The organism is Anaerobacillus sp. QJM3NY_17, from assembly GCF_056173665.1.
Genome location: NZ_CM149685.1, coordinates 1,795,345 through 1,811,401, shown reverse-complemented (window position 1 = coordinate 1,811,401; position 16,057 = coordinate 1,795,345). Strand labels below are relative to the sequence as shown.

General features: G+C 43.0%; 13 protein-coding genes. 1 reads left to right on the top strand and 12 read right to left on the bottom strand.

Annotated features, from left to right (window positions below):
* Position 1: 1 nt before the first annotated feature.
* The 3 genes from remA to AC0VYV_RS09675 all read right to left on the bottom strand — a co-directional run bounded on the left by remA (position 2) and on the right by AC0VYV_RS09675 (position 3,998).
* A complete protein-coding gene (gene remA, locus AC0VYV_RS09685; RefSeq protein ID WP_159782328.1) occupies positions 2 to 262 on the bottom strand; it encodes an extracellular matrix/biofilm regulator RemA in 261 nt (86 codons plus the stop codon).
* A gap of 69 nt (positions 263 to 331) precedes the next feature.
* A complete protein-coding gene (locus AC0VYV_RS09680) occupies positions 332 to 1,207 on the bottom strand; it encodes a YicC/YloC family endoribonuclease (RefSeq protein WP_475367263.1) in 876 nt (291 codons plus the stop codon).
* 106 nt (positions 1,208 to 1,313) lie between these two features.
* Positions 1,314 to 3,998 carry a calcium-translocating P-type ATPase, SERCA-type gene (locus AC0VYV_RS09675; RefSeq protein ID WP_475367262.1) on the bottom strand — a complete coding sequence of 895 codons (2,685 nt, stop codon included), beginning with the start codon at positions 3,996 to 3,998 and terminating at the stop codon, positions 1,314 to 1,316.
* A gap of 115 nt (positions 3,999 to 4,113) precedes the next feature.
* Between AC0VYV_RS09675 and AC0VYV_RS09670 the strand changes: the two genes are divergently transcribed.
* On the top strand, positions 4,114 to 5,811 hold the full coding sequence (locus AC0VYV_RS09670; protein ID WP_430242760.1) for an Rqc2 family fibronectin-binding protein: 1,698 nt from the start codon (positions 4,114 to 4,116) through the stop codon (positions 5,809 to 5,811).
* Positions 5,812 to 5,853: 42 nt separating this feature from the next.
* Here AC0VYV_RS09670 and AC0VYV_RS09665 read toward each other — a convergent pair whose 3' ends face one another.
* Genes AC0VYV_RS09665 through AC0VYV_RS09625 form a run of 9 tightly spaced genes read right to left on the bottom strand, consistent with a single transcriptional unit; the run spans position 5,854 to position 16,018 of the window.
* Complete coding sequence (locus AC0VYV_RS09665; protein WP_475368912.1) at positions 5,854 to 6,510, bottom strand: class I SAM-dependent methyltransferase; 657 nt, start codon at positions 6,508 to 6,510, stop codon at positions 5,854 to 5,856.
* Between the two features lie 10 nt (positions 6,511 to 6,520).
* Positions 6,521 to 7,168, bottom strand: a complete 648-nt coding sequence (gene pyrE / locus AC0VYV_RS09660; RefSeq protein WP_475368911.1) for an orotate phosphoribosyltransferase — start codon at positions 7,166 to 7,168, stop codon at positions 6,521 to 6,523.
* A complete protein-coding gene (gene pyrF / locus AC0VYV_RS09655) occupies positions 7,152 to 7,877 on the bottom strand; it encodes an orotidine-5'-phosphate decarboxylase (RefSeq protein WP_283152256.1) in 726 nt (241 codons plus the stop codon). Before pyrF ends, pyrE begins: the two co-directional genes overlap by 17 nt.
* Positions 7,850 to 8,791 carry a dihydroorotate dehydrogenase gene (locus AC0VYV_RS09650; protein WP_475368910.1) on the bottom strand — a complete coding sequence of 314 codons (942 nt, stop codon included), beginning with the start codon at positions 8,789 to 8,791 and terminating at the stop codon, positions 7,850 to 7,852. The genes pyrF and AC0VYV_RS09650 overlap by 28 nt, the downstream gene beginning before the upstream one ends.
* On the bottom strand, positions 8,788 to 9,555 hold the full coding sequence (locus AC0VYV_RS09645) for a dihydroorotate dehydrogenase electron transfer subunit (protein WP_475368909.1): 768 nt from the start codon (positions 9,553 to 9,555) through the stop codon (positions 8,788 to 8,790). Before AC0VYV_RS09645 ends, AC0VYV_RS09650 begins: the two co-directional genes overlap by 4 nt.
* Complete coding sequence (carB, locus tag AC0VYV_RS09640) at positions 9,552 to 12,761, bottom strand: carbamoyl-phosphate synthase large subunit (RefSeq protein WP_475367254.1); 3,210 nt, start codon at positions 12,759 to 12,761, stop codon at positions 9,552 to 9,554. The genes AC0VYV_RS09645 and carB overlap by 4 nt, the downstream gene beginning before the upstream one ends.
* A complete protein-coding gene (locus AC0VYV_RS09635) occupies positions 12,754 to 13,842 on the bottom strand; it encodes a carbamoyl phosphate synthase small subunit (protein ID WP_475374885.1) in 1,089 nt (362 codons plus the stop codon). The genes carB and AC0VYV_RS09635 overlap by 8 nt, the downstream gene beginning before the upstream one ends.
* On the bottom strand, positions 13,842 to 15,122 hold the full coding sequence (locus AC0VYV_RS09630) for a dihydroorotase (protein ID WP_475368908.1): 1,281 nt from the start codon (positions 15,120 to 15,122) through the stop codon (positions 13,842 to 13,844). The genes AC0VYV_RS09635 and AC0VYV_RS09630 overlap by 1 nt, the downstream gene beginning before the upstream one ends.
* Complete coding sequence (locus AC0VYV_RS09625) at positions 15,122 to 16,018, bottom strand: aspartate carbamoyltransferase catalytic subunit (protein WP_475367252.1); 897 nt, start codon at positions 16,016 to 16,018, stop codon at positions 15,122 to 15,124. Before AC0VYV_RS09625 ends, AC0VYV_RS09630 begins: the two co-directional genes overlap by 1 nt.
* Positions 16,019 to 16,057: the final 39 nt, after the last annotated feature.

Sequence of the window (16,057 nt, the reverse complement as noted above, 5' to 3'; positions counted from 1 at the left end):
GCTACTCGTCTGAAAGCTCGTCTTTGTTTACTAGACGCTGAGCTACTGTTTCAGGCTGGACTGCCGAAAGAATAACATGGTCGCTATCAGAGATAATAACAGCTCGTGTTCTTCGTCCGTATGTTGCATCCACAAGCATATTGCGGTCCCTTGCAACAGTAATGATTCGTTTGATTGGTGCCGATTCTGGACTAACAATTGAGACAATTCGATTCGCATTCACAATGTTTCCGAATCCGATATTGATTAATTTAATACTCATGGTCGTTCCTCCCAGGAATCACGATTCTATTTTTACACCAGTAAGGTGATTTTAAACAAAGCGTTCAGGCTATTCAATATTTTGAACCTGTTCACGAACCTTTTCCACTTCGCTCTTAAGATCAACAATATGCTGGCTGATCTTATGGTGTTGAGACTTGGAACCGATCGTATTCAGCTCCCTATTGATTTCCTGTACTAAGAAATCAAGTTTCCTTCCAACGACACCATCACTACTAAGAATATCATGGAATTGGGCCAGATGACTACGGAGCCTGATGATTTCTTCATCTATACTCGCTTTATCTGCAAGAAAAGCTACTTCAGATAATATCCGGGCTTCATCCACTTCATCTAATTCTTTAAAACTTTCAAGCTTTGTGCGGATCCTGTTCTTAAAAACTGTTGTTACTTCATGAGAAAGGTGTGAAATAGAAGTCATTTGATCATTCATGTTCGCAAGTTTTTGGCGTATATCTTGATCAAGTGCCTTTCCTTCGATCTGACGCATCTCAACGAGCTTATGAATAGCTTGATTTAGCGTATAAAAAATCGATTCCTCAAGCTGATCGATGTTATGCTCCTTTTCATTCACTTGAAAAACATTCAGATTCATCATGGTAGAAGCTGACAAATCTTCTTTCAAATGATAGCGTTCTGTAGCTTGTTTCAAAATCGTTATGTATTGATCTAGCAAGTGCCAATCTACTTGAACATTAGATGATTGGAAATCAGCTCCATCGATGGTTAAATAAAGTTCGATTTTGCCACGACTGACATAGCTCTGAATCGCCTGCTTCATCCTACCCTCTAGATGAAAGACTGCTTTTGGCATGCGAAATGTTCCATCAAAGTAGCGGTGATTCACAGACTTCATTTCGATTGTTACTTGAACACCCTCATATACATTTGACGCTCTGCCAAACCCGGTCATGCTCTTAACCATATTATCACATCCATTAGCTATTCTAACCAATTGTACCACTTCATCAAACCGAAACAAAGGGATATCTCTCTCGACTATACGTGCTACAACAGAAAAACAGAGGGGGCTACCCTCTGCTATGTTTTCTTCTAAAGAGTGTTGTTCCAGCCAGAAGAAATGTTGGAATGCTTGAGAAGACTAATATTAACATCCATTCTCTCATTGATAAATAAGTTGTATGGAAAATCGGTTGTAATGGTTCATAGTAGATTACTGCCAGAAGCAAGCCAACGGAAGATAGGACAGCAAGAACCAACGCTTTATTCTCAAATGGATTTCGGTGAAAAATCGACCGTTCGCTTCGACAGTCAAAAACATGGATTAATTGCGCAAGAACGAGCGTTGAAAAAGCTACAGTTTGCGCTTGAACGAGGTCATTTGGATTTTCATTGTAACAGATCATAAACGCTGCTAATGTACATGCTCCGATCATAATCCCTCTAGAAATGATTTTCCAACCTAACCCCCTTGCAAATACGCCTTCTTTCGGCTTGCGTGGGTCTCGCTTCATGACGTTACCCTCTGCAGGATCAAGTCCAAGAGCCATTGCTGGCAACCCGTCTGTGACGAGGTTCACCCATAGTATTTGAATGGGTACGAGAGGAAGCGGCAGCATGAGCAAGATAGCAAATAGCATGACGAGAATTTCGCCTACATTAGATGCTAATAAATAGCGAATGAATTTTCTAATATTCTCGTATATGTTTCTTCCTTCTTCAACTGCGTCTCGTATCGTAGCAAAATTATCATCACTTAAAATGAGCGATGACGATTCTTTTGCAACATCCGTTCCTGTTTGTCCCATTGCAATGCCGATATTAGATGCCTTAATAGCCGGAGCATCATTTACTCCATCCCCTGTCATTGCGACAACATGCCCTTTATTTTGGAGGGCTTTTACAATCTTTAATTTATGTTCAGGCGACACACGAGCAAAAACATAGATGTCTTCAACTTGATTTTCGAGTTCTTCTACTGTCAATGTCGATAGCTTACTTCCTTCCATTACTTTGCCACGCTCTGGTAGAATCCCCAGGTTAAGAGCAATCGCTTTTGCGGTTGTCACATGGTCCCCTGTGATCATGATCGTTTTGATGCCTGCTGTTTTACAATCTGCAACAGCTTGCTTTACTTCTTCCCGTGGAGGATCAATCATACCTTCTAAACCGACAAATGTTAAACGAGATTCAGCCTGAACGCTATGTAGCATATTCTCTTCATTTTGTATCGGTTTAAAAGCAACTGCAATCGTTCTTAGAGCTAAACTACCAAACGTATCAAGCTGCTCTTGAATTTGTTTCTCATAGCTTTTGCGTAATGGCGCTTTCTTCTCACTCCATAGAACTGATTCACATTGCTTTAAAACAATATCTGGTGCCCCTTTGGCAATAACATAGCGTTTACCAGAAGAATCTTCCACAATCATACTCATCATTTTCCGATTAGAATCAAATGGAAACTCTTGAATGATGGTAAACTCTTCTTCTCTTACATCCTCTGTTAACCCAGCCTTCATCGCAGCAGCAACAAGCGCTCCTTCAGTTGGGTCTCCATCAAGTACATATTCACCCTTTTTCTCTATCACTCTTGCATTACTACAGAGAAGACCAAACGTCAGAAGTTGCTTTAAAGACCGCTCATCATCTGAGTAAACACGCGTATTTCCTTTAAAAAAGTCACCGTAAGGAGAATAACCCGATCCGGTCACATCCCACGTTTCCCCTCCAGCCCACAGTTTTGTAACCATCATTTTATTTTGTGTAAGTGTTCCTGTCTTATCAGAACAAATGACTGTCGCACATCCAAGTGTTTCAACAGACGGTAGTTTACGAACAATCGCTTTCCGTTTACTCATTCTCTGCATGCCGATCGCAAGCGCAATGGTCACAATCGCTGGCAATCCCTCAGGAATTGCTGCCACAGCAAGCGATACACCAGCTAAAAACATGCTATACACATCGCGTCCTTGAATGATCCCAAGGACCACGACTAACGCTGTAAGCATAAGCGCTGCTGCGATTAAAATTTTACCCAGCTGTTCGAGTCGATGTTGAAGAGGCGTTTCCATCGTATCCGCTGATTGAATTAAGTGAGCGATCTTTCCCATTTCGGTCTTCATTCCTGTTGCTGTTACAATGCCAATCCCTTTTCCCTTTGTAACGAGCGTGCCCATGAATCCCATATTGTGCTGATCCCCTAGCCCTGGATGTTCATCCGGGATCGGCTCTGGATGCTTGTTCACTGGCAATGACTCCCCCGTCAAGGCGGATTCTTCAATAAGCAAGCCCTGACAAGAAAAGAATCGCACATCTGCTCCAATTCGATCTCCACTTTCCATTCGTACCATATCTCCGATAACAACTTCTGAAGCTTGAATTGTTGTCCATTCTCCATCACGAAGGACCCTCATCTTTGGAGATGACAACTGTTTTAATGCTTGGAGAGACTTCTCTGCCTTTCGCTCTTGAACAAAGCCGAGTATCCCATTCATTAAAATGATTAGGATAATAGCAATGGCATCGAGATACTCTCCAAGTAAACCGGAAATCAACGTAGCTGCAAGAAGCACAACGACCATAAAATCTTTAAATTGGGCTAAGAAGATTAAAATCATTGATGGCCTTTCTACTTCATCGAGCTGATTTAATCCAAATGTCTTTCTTCTTTGCACCGCTTCTTTTGAGCTAATCCCTTCATCGCTTGTCTCTAATTCCTCTTTCACTTCCGCTTTTGTCATGTTATACCAGTTCATTTTCCCCACCCCGATCCTGCACGTAATCTCCCTAATAATTCATCTATATTCAGACAAGCTCAAAAAAATGCTATACTAAGAATAATGTCTATTGATAGGAATGTAGGTGAACAATATGTCTTTTGACGGTATGGTAATGAGAGCCGTTGCACACGAAACAAATGAATTGTTAAAAGGTGGACGAGTTACGAAGATCTATCAGCCTTATGCAACTGATTTATTACTTGTTATTCGTTCAGGTGGTAAAAATCATCAGCTGTTATTATCGGCGAATCCATCTTATGCAAGAATTCAAACAACACAGGAATCCTATGCAAATCCAAAGGAGCCTCCAATGTTCTGCATGCTTCTTCGTAAGCACTTAGAAGGTAGTATTGTAGAAGAGATTAAACAAATCGAAAATGAACGCATCATTCACGTCACATTTAAAGCACGTAATGATCTTGGTGACTTAACAACAAGAACGTTAGTAGCTGAAATTATGGGGCGTCATAGTAACGTTATTTTACTTAACGAATCAAATATGATTTTAGATAGCATTAAGCATCTTTCACCGTCTGTAAACAGACACCGAACGGTTCTTCCAGGGCAGGATTATATTGCACCTCCTGCACAGAACAAAATTTCTCCGTTCGGCTTAACGAGAGACGATTTTCTAAGACAAATTGATTTCAATGCAGGTAAACTAAGCCAGCAGCTCGTTCAAGCTTTCGGTGGACTTTCACCACTGATCGCAAAAGAAGTGATTCACAGGGCAGGACTAGCTAACCGTACAACTCTACCGGAAGCTTTCTTTGATGTCTTCCAAGAGCTAGAGCAGCATCACTACAAGCCACAAATGGTAACAGAAGCGAAAGAATTCTTCTCTGTTGTTGAGCTGTCTCACTTATCAGGAGAAAAAAGAGAATTTGAATCTGCTAGCGAACTGCTCGACCGCTTCTACTATGGAAAAGCTGACAGAGATCGCGTAAAGCAGCAGTCGAATGATCTAGAGCGTTTTCTTTCAAATGAATTAAAGAAAAACGAGAAGAAAATTCAAAAGATCACTCGTACGATTCAGCAGGCACAGGAAGCCGATACGTATCAACTACTTGGCGAACTGTTGACAGCAAACATGCATATGGTGAAGCGCGGGGATAAAAAGGTAGAAGTGATCAATTATTATGATGAAGATGGTGGAACAGTTCTCATTGAGTTGAATCCTCAGAAAACGCCATCTGAAAACGCTCAAGCCTATTTCAAAAGATACAGCAAAGCGAAGAATTCGATATCTGTTCTTGAAGAACAAATCAGCATGGCCCATCAAGAAATTGCGTATCTGGAACAGCTGATTCAACAATTAACCTCGGCCTCCCCACGTGACATAGAGGAGATACGTGAAGAGCTTGAAGAAGAAGGATACATTAAGAAACGTCGTAAAAAGAAGAAATCCAAACCAACGAAACCTCAGCTTGACGCTTACGTCTCGTCAGATGGTACGGAAATACTCGTTGGGAAGAACAACAAGCAAAATGAGTATTTAACGAATAAGCTTGCTGCTCGAGGAGAAACGTGGCTTCATACGAAGGATATTCCGGGATCTCACGTGGTGATTCGAAGTAAAGAATACACGGAGGAAACGCTCCTTGAAGCCGCCAACCTTGCCGCCTATTTCAGTAAAGCACGCGAATCTGGTTCAGTGCCGGTTGATTATACCGAAGTACGTCATGTCAAAAAACCAAATGGCGCCAAGCCAGGGTTTGTGACGTATGATCAACAAAACACTCTTTATGTAACACCAGATCAGGATTTGATATTTAGGATGAAGAAGTAACAAAAAAGGTTCCCGCTCATATAACGAGCGGGAACCTTTTTATTATAATTTTGCAACCGTAATAATCGCTAGCCCATCAAGCACTTCTACATGCTTCGTTTCCTTCGCACCAAGTCCTTTCAGCTTCTCGCTTAGTTGTTCTGGTGTATAGCGATGTCTTTTCGTTGAAACGTTCGACCACTTTAACAGTGATGTTTGTTCAAAACCGCTCATTCCATGCTTTTTTGCATACTCGAATGCAGCCATTTGGTTCATTTGAAGAGATGGATTTAACATAACAATCCTACCGCTTTCTTTTGTAACCCGCATCATTTCTTTCATACCTGCTTCTGGCTCTGGTAAAAGGAACATAACGCACGTTGATAGAGACAAATCAAACGTGTCATCGTCAAACGAAAGATTGCATGCGTCATCTTCTGAAAAGTGACTTTTATTCGCTCGATTTAAAAAGAAGAAATTCTGTTTGCTTGCCTTCACCATTTCCGATGATAAATCAACACCTGTCAGCATACTCGCTTCCTCGACGCCACGAAGAAGGAGTCTTCCTGTTCCACACCCTACATCTAGAACGGACTTCCCTTCCCATGATCCTGAAGCTTGTTTTAATTCATCGTGAACAGCTCCAAGCCATTTTGTTCGAGCCATATCATCAAAAAAGGATACGAGCGAATCGAACTCTTCTCCTTGCATTTTTCTCATCTTACCCCTCCTAAACGGAGAGATCTTTCAACTGCTCCAACCATTCTGTTGAAGATGGATTGTCGCGCCAGTGAAGCAGTGATTGAACCTCTCTTTCCTCAATCATACCTGTTTCAACGGCGCTTGTTAACAATTCATCGAAATTGGTAAGGGTATCCCAGGCAATTCCTTCAGCAGCGAACTGCTCTGCCCCTTTTTTCATCCCATATGTAAAGATCGCGGCCACACCAAGAACATTCGCTCCGGAAGATTGTAATTGCTTCACAGCATCAATGGCACTGCCACCAGTTGAAACCAAATCTTCAATTACCACAACTTTTTGGCCTTCATCTACTTTTCCTTCAATAACATTCCCTTTTCCATGCCCCTTTGCGCTTCCCCGAACGTAAACCATTGGTAAATCTAATACGTCGCTTACCCACGCAGCATGAGGAATCCCAGCTGTTGCTGTTCCAGCAATCACTTCTGCATCAGGGTATTTTTCCTTCACCATAGTAGCAAGCCCCTGGGCAATTTCTTTTCTTACCTTTGGATATGAAAGTGTTAAACGGTTATCACAGTAAATTGGTGACAATAAGCCTGAGGACCACGTAAAAGGATTATTCGGCTGTAGACTCACTGCCTCAATTTCCAATAAGGCTTTAGCGATTGATTTCATATGAATTCCTCCATTCAGATTTTAGTATGTCATATGCCGCTAATGGATTCTTCGCTCCAGTTACGCTGCGTCCTACGACAATGAAATCACTTCCTAGAGACCGTGCCTTCTTTGGTGAGCAGACGCGGTTTTGATCACCAGCCATATCCCCTTCGAGTCTAATTCCAGGAGTTACAGTTAGAAAACGATCGCCACAAGCTTCTTTTATCATCGGAACCTCGAGAGCTGAGCTCACAACACCATCAAGCCCACTTTCTCTTGCAAGATTGGCGAGAGAAACAACGCTATTCTTCATATTTCCAGTGATTTGCAATTCTTTTCGAAGCATCTCTTCTGACGTACTTGTTAATTGCGTAACGCCGATGCAAAGCGGGCGCTTTTGCCCTGAGCTCGTACCTGATTCAAGCCCTTCTATTGCCGCCTTCATCATACGCGATCCCCCACTAGCATGAACATTGATCAAATCAACACCAAGACCGGCTAATCCTTTCATCGCCTTTTGGACGGTATTTGGAATATCATGAAGTTTCAAATCAAGAAAAACATCATGACCATGCTGTTTTAATTCATCTACTAGCTTAGGTCCATGTTGATAGTAAGCTTCCATACCAACTTTAACGAAAAGCTTTTCCTGCTCAAATAGCGCAAGGAAATCATCTAGCTCATCTTTTCTAGAAAAATCTAATGCGAGGATGATTGAAGATTCCATTCCGTTTTCCAACTCCTTCCCGTAAGCTCTGAAATATGGTGAACACCTAACTCATCCAGCAATGGTGGTAAAGAGTCAATAATGTTAGGGCATGTGAATGGGTCAACGAAGTTTGCTGTTCCAACCGCCACAGCGCTCGCTCCAGCAAGAAAATATTCCATCACATCTTCAGGCGTCTGGACCCCGCCCATTCCGATAATCGGGATATTCACCTGTTGACTTACTTGATGAATCATACGAATGGCAACAGGCTTAATAGCAGGACCAGATAAGCCACCAGCCCCATTCGCAAGGATTGACTTACCGGTTTTCAAGTCAATTCGCATTCCGAGAAGCGTGTTGATCATCGTCAACCCATCCGCTCCAGCACGTTCAACTACTTTTGCCATTTGTACAATATCTGTCACGTTCGGTGAGAGCTTGACGTAAACAGGAACTGACGATACGTCTTTTACAGCTTTGGTTACGTCATATGCTGTTTCTGGTACCGTTCCAAATGCAAGTCCGCCTTCCTTCACATTGGGGCAAGAAATGTTTAACTCTAGCGCGTGAACGTTCGGTGCTTTAGAAATTCGTTTAGCTACGGCCACATAATCTTCAATTGTAGATCCTGCGACATTCGCAATAATTGGCACATCAAATTGTGATAACCATGGTAATTCTTCTGCCATGACACGCTCAAGGCCCGGGTTCTGGAGACCAATAGCGTTTAACATGCCTGACGTCGTTTCTGCTACACGAGGTGTAGGGTTTCCGAATCTAGGCTCATTGGTGGTCGCTTTTACCATAATGGCTCCAAGCTGATCCAGTTTATAGAATTGACTGTATTCTCTACCAAATCCAAAGCACCCAGAAGCTGGCATAATCGGATTCTTTAAGTCAAGGCCTGGCAGCTGAATTCCTAATCGGCTCATAGGACAACCTCCCCTGCTTGAAATACCGGACCGTCGCTACATACTTTTCGATAAGCAAAGCCTGTTTCATCCCCCTGTACATGACAAACGCATGCAAGACAGGCACCAATTCCACAGCCCATTCGCTGTTCAAGGGAGAGGTACACACCCTTTTTCGCGCGATAGTTTTCTAGCGCTTTTAACATTGGAGATGGCCCACAGGCAAAGAGATAATCTGCTTCCATATCAAGCTGATTTGTTACAAACCCTGCTTCCCCATGAGTTCCATCCGCTGTTGTAATCGTGACAGGACCTAACGTTTTAAACTTCTCTTCATAAAAAACAACTGAACTCGTTTGAAAGCCATTTATGTGCTTCACATTGACACCGCGCTTCGTTAATTCCTGCGAAAGATAATAAAGGGGAGGCACGCCGATACCGCCTCCTACAAGCAAAGCCGTATCTCCCTCCATTGTTTTCTCAACCGGAAACCCTTTACCGAGCGGGCCGAGGAGGTCAACTTCAACACCCGGCACCATTTCAGATAAAACTTTCGTTCCTTTTCCTTCTGCACGATAGATCATCGTCAACTCATGCCTTTTAGGATCAATATGACAAATGCTAATCGGCCTTCTGAGAAGTGGATCTGACCCGAAGCCAGCTTTTACATGAACAAATTGTCCAGGTTGGAAGCTTTCATCAATTTCCTTATGGAAAACAACTGCTTCATAAATCGAAGCTGCAATTTCTTTTTGAGACACGAGCTCTGTTTTTAACTGCCTCATGAACGAACCACTTCTTTTTCGTGAAACTTCGGCATGCTTGTGCTTGTAAAGGTCATTGTTTCAATAACGCGAAGCAGAGCTCTTGCTGTATCAAGAGATGTAAAGCACACAACTCCGTTTTCAACTGACTCTCTTCGAATGCGGAAGCCGTCACGAGCCGGCTGCTTTCCTCTAGTGAGCGTATTAATAACAAATTGTGCCTGACCTTCACGAATGACGTGTAGTAAATTCGGCTTTTCTGCCCCAATTTTATTGACGACTGTCACTGGGATCCCAAGATCACGTATGATGTGAGCTGTTCCTTCTGTCGCAAGAATGTGATAGCCGATCGCATTGAAACGCTTCACAAGATCGATCGCTTCTTCTTTATCTTTGTCCGCGATTGTGAATAACACTGAGCCGTGAGTTGGAATCTTCATACCGGAAGCAACTAGCCCTTTATATAGAGCTTTCTCCAGTGTGTAATCGCGACCCATCACTTCGCCTGTTGATTTCATTTCAGGCCCGAGCGTAATATCAACGCGGCGCAGTTTAGCAAACGAGAAGACCGGCACTTTTACATATACATCGTCTCGCTCTGTTCCATACCCTGTTTCGTAACCAAGTGATTCAAGCGATGCTCCTAGAATCACTTTTGTTGCTAGATTCGCCATTGGTACCCCAGTAATTTTACTTAAGAATGGTACCGTCCGACTTGAGCGGGGATTTACTTCAAGTACATACACCTGTTCATTTTGAATAACATATTGGATATTAAGGAGACCTTTGATCTTCAAACCTCTCGCAAGAGCGATTGTCTGATCAATGAGCGTTTGTTTCACTTCACTAGATAAGCTCTGCGGAGGGTATACTGCAATCGAATCCCCAGAGTGAATCCCAGCACGCTCGATGTGTTCCATAATACCTGGAATAAATACGGTTTCTCCGTCAGAGATCGCATCAACTTCAATTTCTTTCCCCATCAAATACCGATCGATTAAGACTGGGTGCTGCGGATTAACCTTAACGGCATTTTCCATGTAATGAAGCAGTTCGCTTTCCTTATACACAATTTCCATTGCTCTTCCGCCGAGTACATAGGATGGGCGAACGAGGACAGGATAACCAATTCGCTCAGCAATGGCCACTGCTTGATCAACGGAAGTAGCTGTCTTCCCTTCTGGTTGAGGTATGTTCAGCTCTGCCATAGCCATTTCGAATTTATCGCGATTCTCCGCTCGATCCATATCTTCTAAAGATGTTCCAAGGATTTTCACGCCTCGAGCTGATAGTTCGTCTGCTAGATTTATAGCCGTCTGACCTCCGAACTGAACGACTACGCCTTTAGGCTTCTCAAGATCAATCACATGCATCACGTCTTCAACAGTTAATGGTTCAAAATAAAGCTTATCTGAGATGCTGAAATCAGTAGATACAGTCTCCGGGTTATTATTAATGATAATGGCTTCATAACCCGCTTCACGAATGGCCCAAACACTGTGCACCGTTGCGTAATCAAATTCAATCCCCTGGCCGATTCGAATTGGCCCCGAACCTAGGACGAGCACACTCTCTTTTGGTGTTTCAAGTGATTCATTCTCATCTTCATAAGTGGAGTAGTAATAAGGCGTTTCAGATTCAAATTCGCCCGCACACGTATCAACCATTTTGTAAACGGGACGGATGGCTTCTCGCGTTCGTAGTTCATAGATTTCAAGCTCCGTTTGATCCCATAGTGCTGCAATGATGTGATCTGAGAAGCCTTTTTGCTTTGCTTCAAGCAAAAGATCGAGATTTCCTTTGTTCTCTTTCAACTTGTTTTCAAGCTCAATGATCCCTTGCATTTTGACGAGGAAATAATGATCAATTTTGCTCCAATCATGAATTTCTTTTATCGTTTTTCCTCTTCTGAATGCTTCTGCAACAACGAAGATGCGCTCATCATCCGCAAAGCGAATTCTTTTCTCCATCGTTTCTTCATCAAGGTCAGCTAGTTCAGGAATAGTAAGATGACTAACGTTCGATTCCAGAGAGCGAACCGCTTTTAGTAGTGATTCTTCAAGCGTACGACCAATTGCCATCACTTCACCTGTTGCCTTCATTTGCGTTCCTAGCTTACGATTCGCACTTTCGAATTTATCAAATGGCCATCTTGGAATCTTGGATACAACATAGTCTAAAGCTGGTTCGAAGCTTGCATATGTTTTGCCTGTAACAGGGTTTTTCATTTCCGAAAGAGAGAGCCCCACCGCGATTTTCGCTGCAAGCTTGGCAATTGGATAGCCAGTTGCTTTAGATGCAAGAGCGGAGGAACGACTAACTCTGGGATTTACTTCTATGATGTAATATTGGAAGCTGTATGGGTCAAGCGCAAGCTGAATGTTACAGCCACCCTCAATTTTTAGTGCGCGAATGACTTTTAGCGCTACGTTACGTAGCATTTGATAGTCTCGGTCAGAAAGGGTCTGACTCGGCGCTACGACGATGGAGTCACCTGTATGGATTCCAACAGGATCGATGTTCTCCATGTTACATACAACGATCGCTTGATCTTGACCATCTCGCATCACTTCATACTCGACTTCTTTAAACCCAGCAATACTTTTTTCGAGAAGACACTGCGTAACCGGGCTGTATTTTAGACCACTTGAAACAATTTCTTCTAATTCTTCATCGTTGTTTACGATTCCACCGCCTGTACCACCGAGCGTATAGGCAGGACGTACGATAACCGGGTATCCAATTCTCTTCACAAATCGATAAGCTTCTTCGAGATTATGAATAATATCACTTTCCGGTACTGGCTCGTTTAACTCATTCATGAGCGTACGAAACAAATCACGATCCTCTGCCTGCTGAATCGCATCAAGTTTCGTACCCAAGAGTTCTACTTCATAGTCTTTTAAAACGCCCGCTTCTGATAATTCCATTGCCATATTCAGTCCAGTTTGCCCTCCAAGTGTTGCAAGAAGAGCATCTGGTCGTTCTTTTCGAATAATACGGCTAACAAAATCAAGCGTTAGTGGCTCGATGTATACTTCGTCCGCGATTGTGGTATCCGTCATAATTGTTGCAGGATTTGAGTTTACTAGAATAACTTCATAGCCCTCTTCTTTTAACGCCTGACACGCCTGCGTTCCTGCGTAGTCAAATTCTGCTGCTTGCCCGATGACAATTGGTCCAGATCCGATCACAAGGATTTTCTTAATATCTGTACGTTTAGGCATATGTTTTTCCCCCCTTGAATGTTGTAATCATCGAGATAAAGTCGTCAAAAAGTTCATTGGAATCTTCTGGTCCAGGTGATGCTTCTGGATGGTATTGCACACTAAAAGCTGGTTCATTCTTATGCTTGACGCCTTCAATGGAACCATCGTTTACGGCAACATGTGTGACTTCAAGGTCCGTATTCTCTAACGTTTCAGCCGCAATCGTATAGCCATGATTTTGCGAAGTAATCGCGACGCGTTTTGTTGTTAAATCCATTACGGGGTGATTGGATCCTCTATGACCAAATTTCATTTTCTCTGAATCCGCTCCGCAAGCAAGGGCAAATAGTTGGTGACCTAGGCAAATGCCAAAGAGCGGAATTTTACCAAGAATGCCGTTAATCATGTCCACTGCTTCATTAACATCTTTTGGATCGCCAGGGCCATTACTTAGCATTACGCCATCAGGGTTTAGGCGCAGAATTTCTTCTGCCGACGTATTGTATGGGACAACAACAACATCACATTTCCGTTTTGTTAGTTCTCTTAAAATGCCGTGCTTCATTCCAAAATCGACAAGAACGATGCGGAATCCACGACCTGGACTTGCATAAGGTGCTTTAATGGATACCTGCTGTACCTGGTCCCTTTTCAATGGCGTATCTCTTAGATCACGCGCAATCTTCTCTGGATCAACATCCATGCTACACATTTTTCCTTTTAACGTTCCATTCGAGCGAATCAGCTTTGTCAGCTTCCTTGTGTCAATTCCTTCAAGTCCAGGAATGCCTTTCACACGAAGCAATTCATCAAGCGTCATTTCATTTCTCCAGTAGCTCGGTACTTCTGTTGCTTCTTTCACAATAAGACCGTGTACAGAAGGATTAATCGATTCGAAATCATCGCGGTTAATGCCATAGTTTCCAATTAGCGGGTACGTGAGCGTTACGATTTGAGCACAATAGGATGGATCGGACAAAATTTCCTGATAGCCCGTCATGCCTGTGTTGAAAACAACCTCACCACTTTTCTCAATGTCACTACCGAATGCTTTCCCTACAAAAACGGATCCATCTTCTAATATCAGCTGTCTTTTCATCATTGATCGCTCCCCTTTTCAAACACGATTTTGCCATTTACAACTGTTGCCGTTGGCCATCCTTTACAAGTCCATCCATTAAATGGGGTATTCTTTCCTTTCGAAACAAATGACTCTGGATTAATGTCCATTTGCTCTGTTAAATCGATGATTGTCATATCTGCAAGTGCGCCTATTTCTAGAGTGCCGTATTCAAGTCCAAATGCACGGGCAGGTTTCACCGTTAACCAATCCACAAGTTGCTTAAGTGTGAAGGTCCCTTTCTCAACAAAATGGGTGTATAACAGCGGAAAAGCCGTTTCCAGTCCTACTATGCCGAATGGCGCTTTTTCCATTGACTGTGCTTTTTCACCTTCTGAATGAGGGGCATGATCCGTTGCAATAAAGTCAATTGTACCGTCGAGCAGGCCTTCAATAAGGGCTTCTCGATCTTCTTTTGATCGAAGAGGTGGGTTCATTTTGTAATGCGTATCAAGTCCCGGTATATCATCTTCTGATAAAAGGAGATGATGTGGTGTTACTTCAGCTGTTACGTTAATGCCAGCCCTCTTCGCATCGCGTACGGTACGAACGGACTCCTTCGTACTAATGTGGCAAACATGATAATGAACGCCTGCTGCTTCAGCGAGCAGAACGTCTCTTGCAATATGTACCGCTTCACAAACCGATGGAATACCATTTAGTCCATTCTCTTTTGAGAAATGACCTTCATGAACGCTTCCTCCGTTGATCAACGTATTTTCTTCACAGTGGGCAACAATTGCTAGGTTACTAGCTGCCGCGCGCTTCATCGCTTCTAGCATCATTCCAGCATCTTGAACACCAACGCCATCATCTGTTAAAGCAAACGCACCGTTTGTTTTCAACCCTTCAAAATTCGTAAGCTCTTGACCTAGCTGTCTCGTTGTAATCGCTCCGTATGGTAGGACGCGAACACTTGCCGTTTCTTTGATTCGATTCATTAACGTTTGCATCGTTTCTTCATTGTCTGGGACAGGTCTTGTATTCGGCATCGCTGCGATTGTTGTAAATCCGCCTTTCGCCGCTGCTTTAGTACCTGTTTCAATCGTTTCTTTATGCTCTCCTCCCGGTTCTCTTAAGTGCACGTGCAGATCAACGAGCCCTGGAACTAGGAGGTTCCCTTTCGCATCAAAGGTTTCGTACTCCCCCTTTTCAATGCTCTGTGCGATTGTTTCAATTTCACCTTCTTGATTGATAAGAACATCGCGCTCCATCAATTCTCCAGATTCATTAAGTAGTTTCGCGTTTTGGATTAGCATTACACGACCATTCCTTTCTTAGTAGGTTGTAGGACCAAGTTCAAGCAGGCCATTCGTACATAAACACCGTTTTCCATTTGCTTAAAAATTCTTGAGCGTTCACATTCCACTAATGATGTCTCAATTTCAACGCCTCGATTGACCGGCGCAGGATGCATGATAATGCTGTGTTTCTTCATACGTCTTTCTCGCTCTACAGTTAGGCCGAATGACTGAAGGTAGGAATCAGTATCGCTTCTTCTTGCATGGCGTTCATTTTGAATGCGGAGTAGCATGAGGACATCCGCCTGTTCAACCGCTTCATCCATTGTGACGTATGGGTATTCATTCATTGTTTCATCTTGCCATTCACGTGGGCCCGAAAAACTCACTTTTGCGCCAAGCCTACTTAATACGTTCGCATTTGACCGTGCTACCCTGCTGTGCTTTATATCACCAGCGATCACAACGTTAAGACCTTCAAATCGCTTGAACTCTTGACGAATCGTGAGGAGATCTAGCAGCGATTGGGTTGGGTGATGCCCGCATCCATCGCCTGCATTAATGATGGACATGGACGTTTTCTCAAGTAGCGGTTCGAAATACTTCTCATCTTTGTGCCTTACGACTACAGCACTTGCCCCTATAGATTCAAGGGTTTTAATGGTGTCGTATAGCGTCTCCCCTTTTTGAACGCTTGATGATGACGTTTCAAAATTCAACACCTCATATCCGAGTCGCTTCTCTGCTACCTCGAAGCTAAACCTTGTTCGGGTTGACGGTTCGAAGAAAAGATTCGCTATAAACACTGGCTCCTGTCTTTGAATACTTTTTCCATTTCTAAAACGTTCAGCCTGCAGTAAAATTTCATGAATTTCATCTAATGTAAGAGAGGTCATATCAAGTAAATGCTTCACATCACTCACTCCGTTTCGTTAATATTTTTCTCGAAAAAA

Excerpts from the sequence above, each read along its gene's own strand:
- AC0VYV_RS09630 (WP_475368908.1), bottom strand. The coding sequence starts at position 15,122 with ATGCTAATCCAAAACGCGAAACTACTTAATGAATCTGGAGAATTGATG.
- pyrF (WP_283152256.1), bottom strand. The coding sequence starts at position 7,877 with ATGGAATCTTCAATCATCCTCGCATTAGATTTTTCTAGAAAAGATGAG.
- remA (WP_159782328.1), bottom strand. The coding sequence starts at position 262 with ATGAGTATTAAATTAATCAATATCGGATTCGGAAACATTGTGAATGCG.
- carB (WP_475367254.1), bottom strand. The coding sequence starts at position 12,761 with ATGCCTAAACGTACAGATATTAAGAAAATCCTTGTGATCGGATCTGGA.
- AC0VYV_RS09670 (WP_430242760.1), top strand. The coding sequence starts at position 4,114 with ATGTCTTTTGACGGTATGGTAATGAGAGCCGTTGCACACGAAACAAAT.
- AC0VYV_RS09645 (WP_475368909.1), bottom strand. The coding sequence starts at position 9,555 with ATGAGGCAGTTAAAAACAGAGCTCGTGTCTCAAAAAGAAATTGCAGCT.
- AC0VYV_RS09650 (WP_475368910.1), bottom strand. The coding sequence starts at position 8,791 with ATGAGCCGATTAGGAATTCAGCTGCCAGGCCTTGACTTAAAGAATCCG.
- pyrE (WP_475368911.1), bottom strand. The coding sequence starts at position 7,168 with ATGAAATCAATCGCTAAAGCCTTATTGGAAATTGAGGCAGTGAGTCTA.
- AC0VYV_RS09675 (WP_475367262.1), bottom strand. The coding sequence starts at position 3,998 with ATGAACTGGTATAACATGACAAAAGCGGAAGTGAAAGAGGAATTAGAG.
- AC0VYV_RS09635 (WP_475374885.1), bottom strand. The coding sequence starts at position 13,842 with ATGAAAAGACAGCTGATATTAGAAGATGGATCCGTTTTTGTAGGGAAA.
- AC0VYV_RS09665 (WP_475368912.1), bottom strand. The coding sequence starts at position 6,510 with ATGAGAAAAATGCAAGGAGAAGAGTTCGATTCGCTCGTATCCTTTTTT.
- AC0VYV_RS09680 (WP_475367263.1), bottom strand. The coding sequence starts at position 1,207 with ATGGTTAAGAGCATGACCGGGTTTGGCAGAGCGTCAAATGTATATGAG.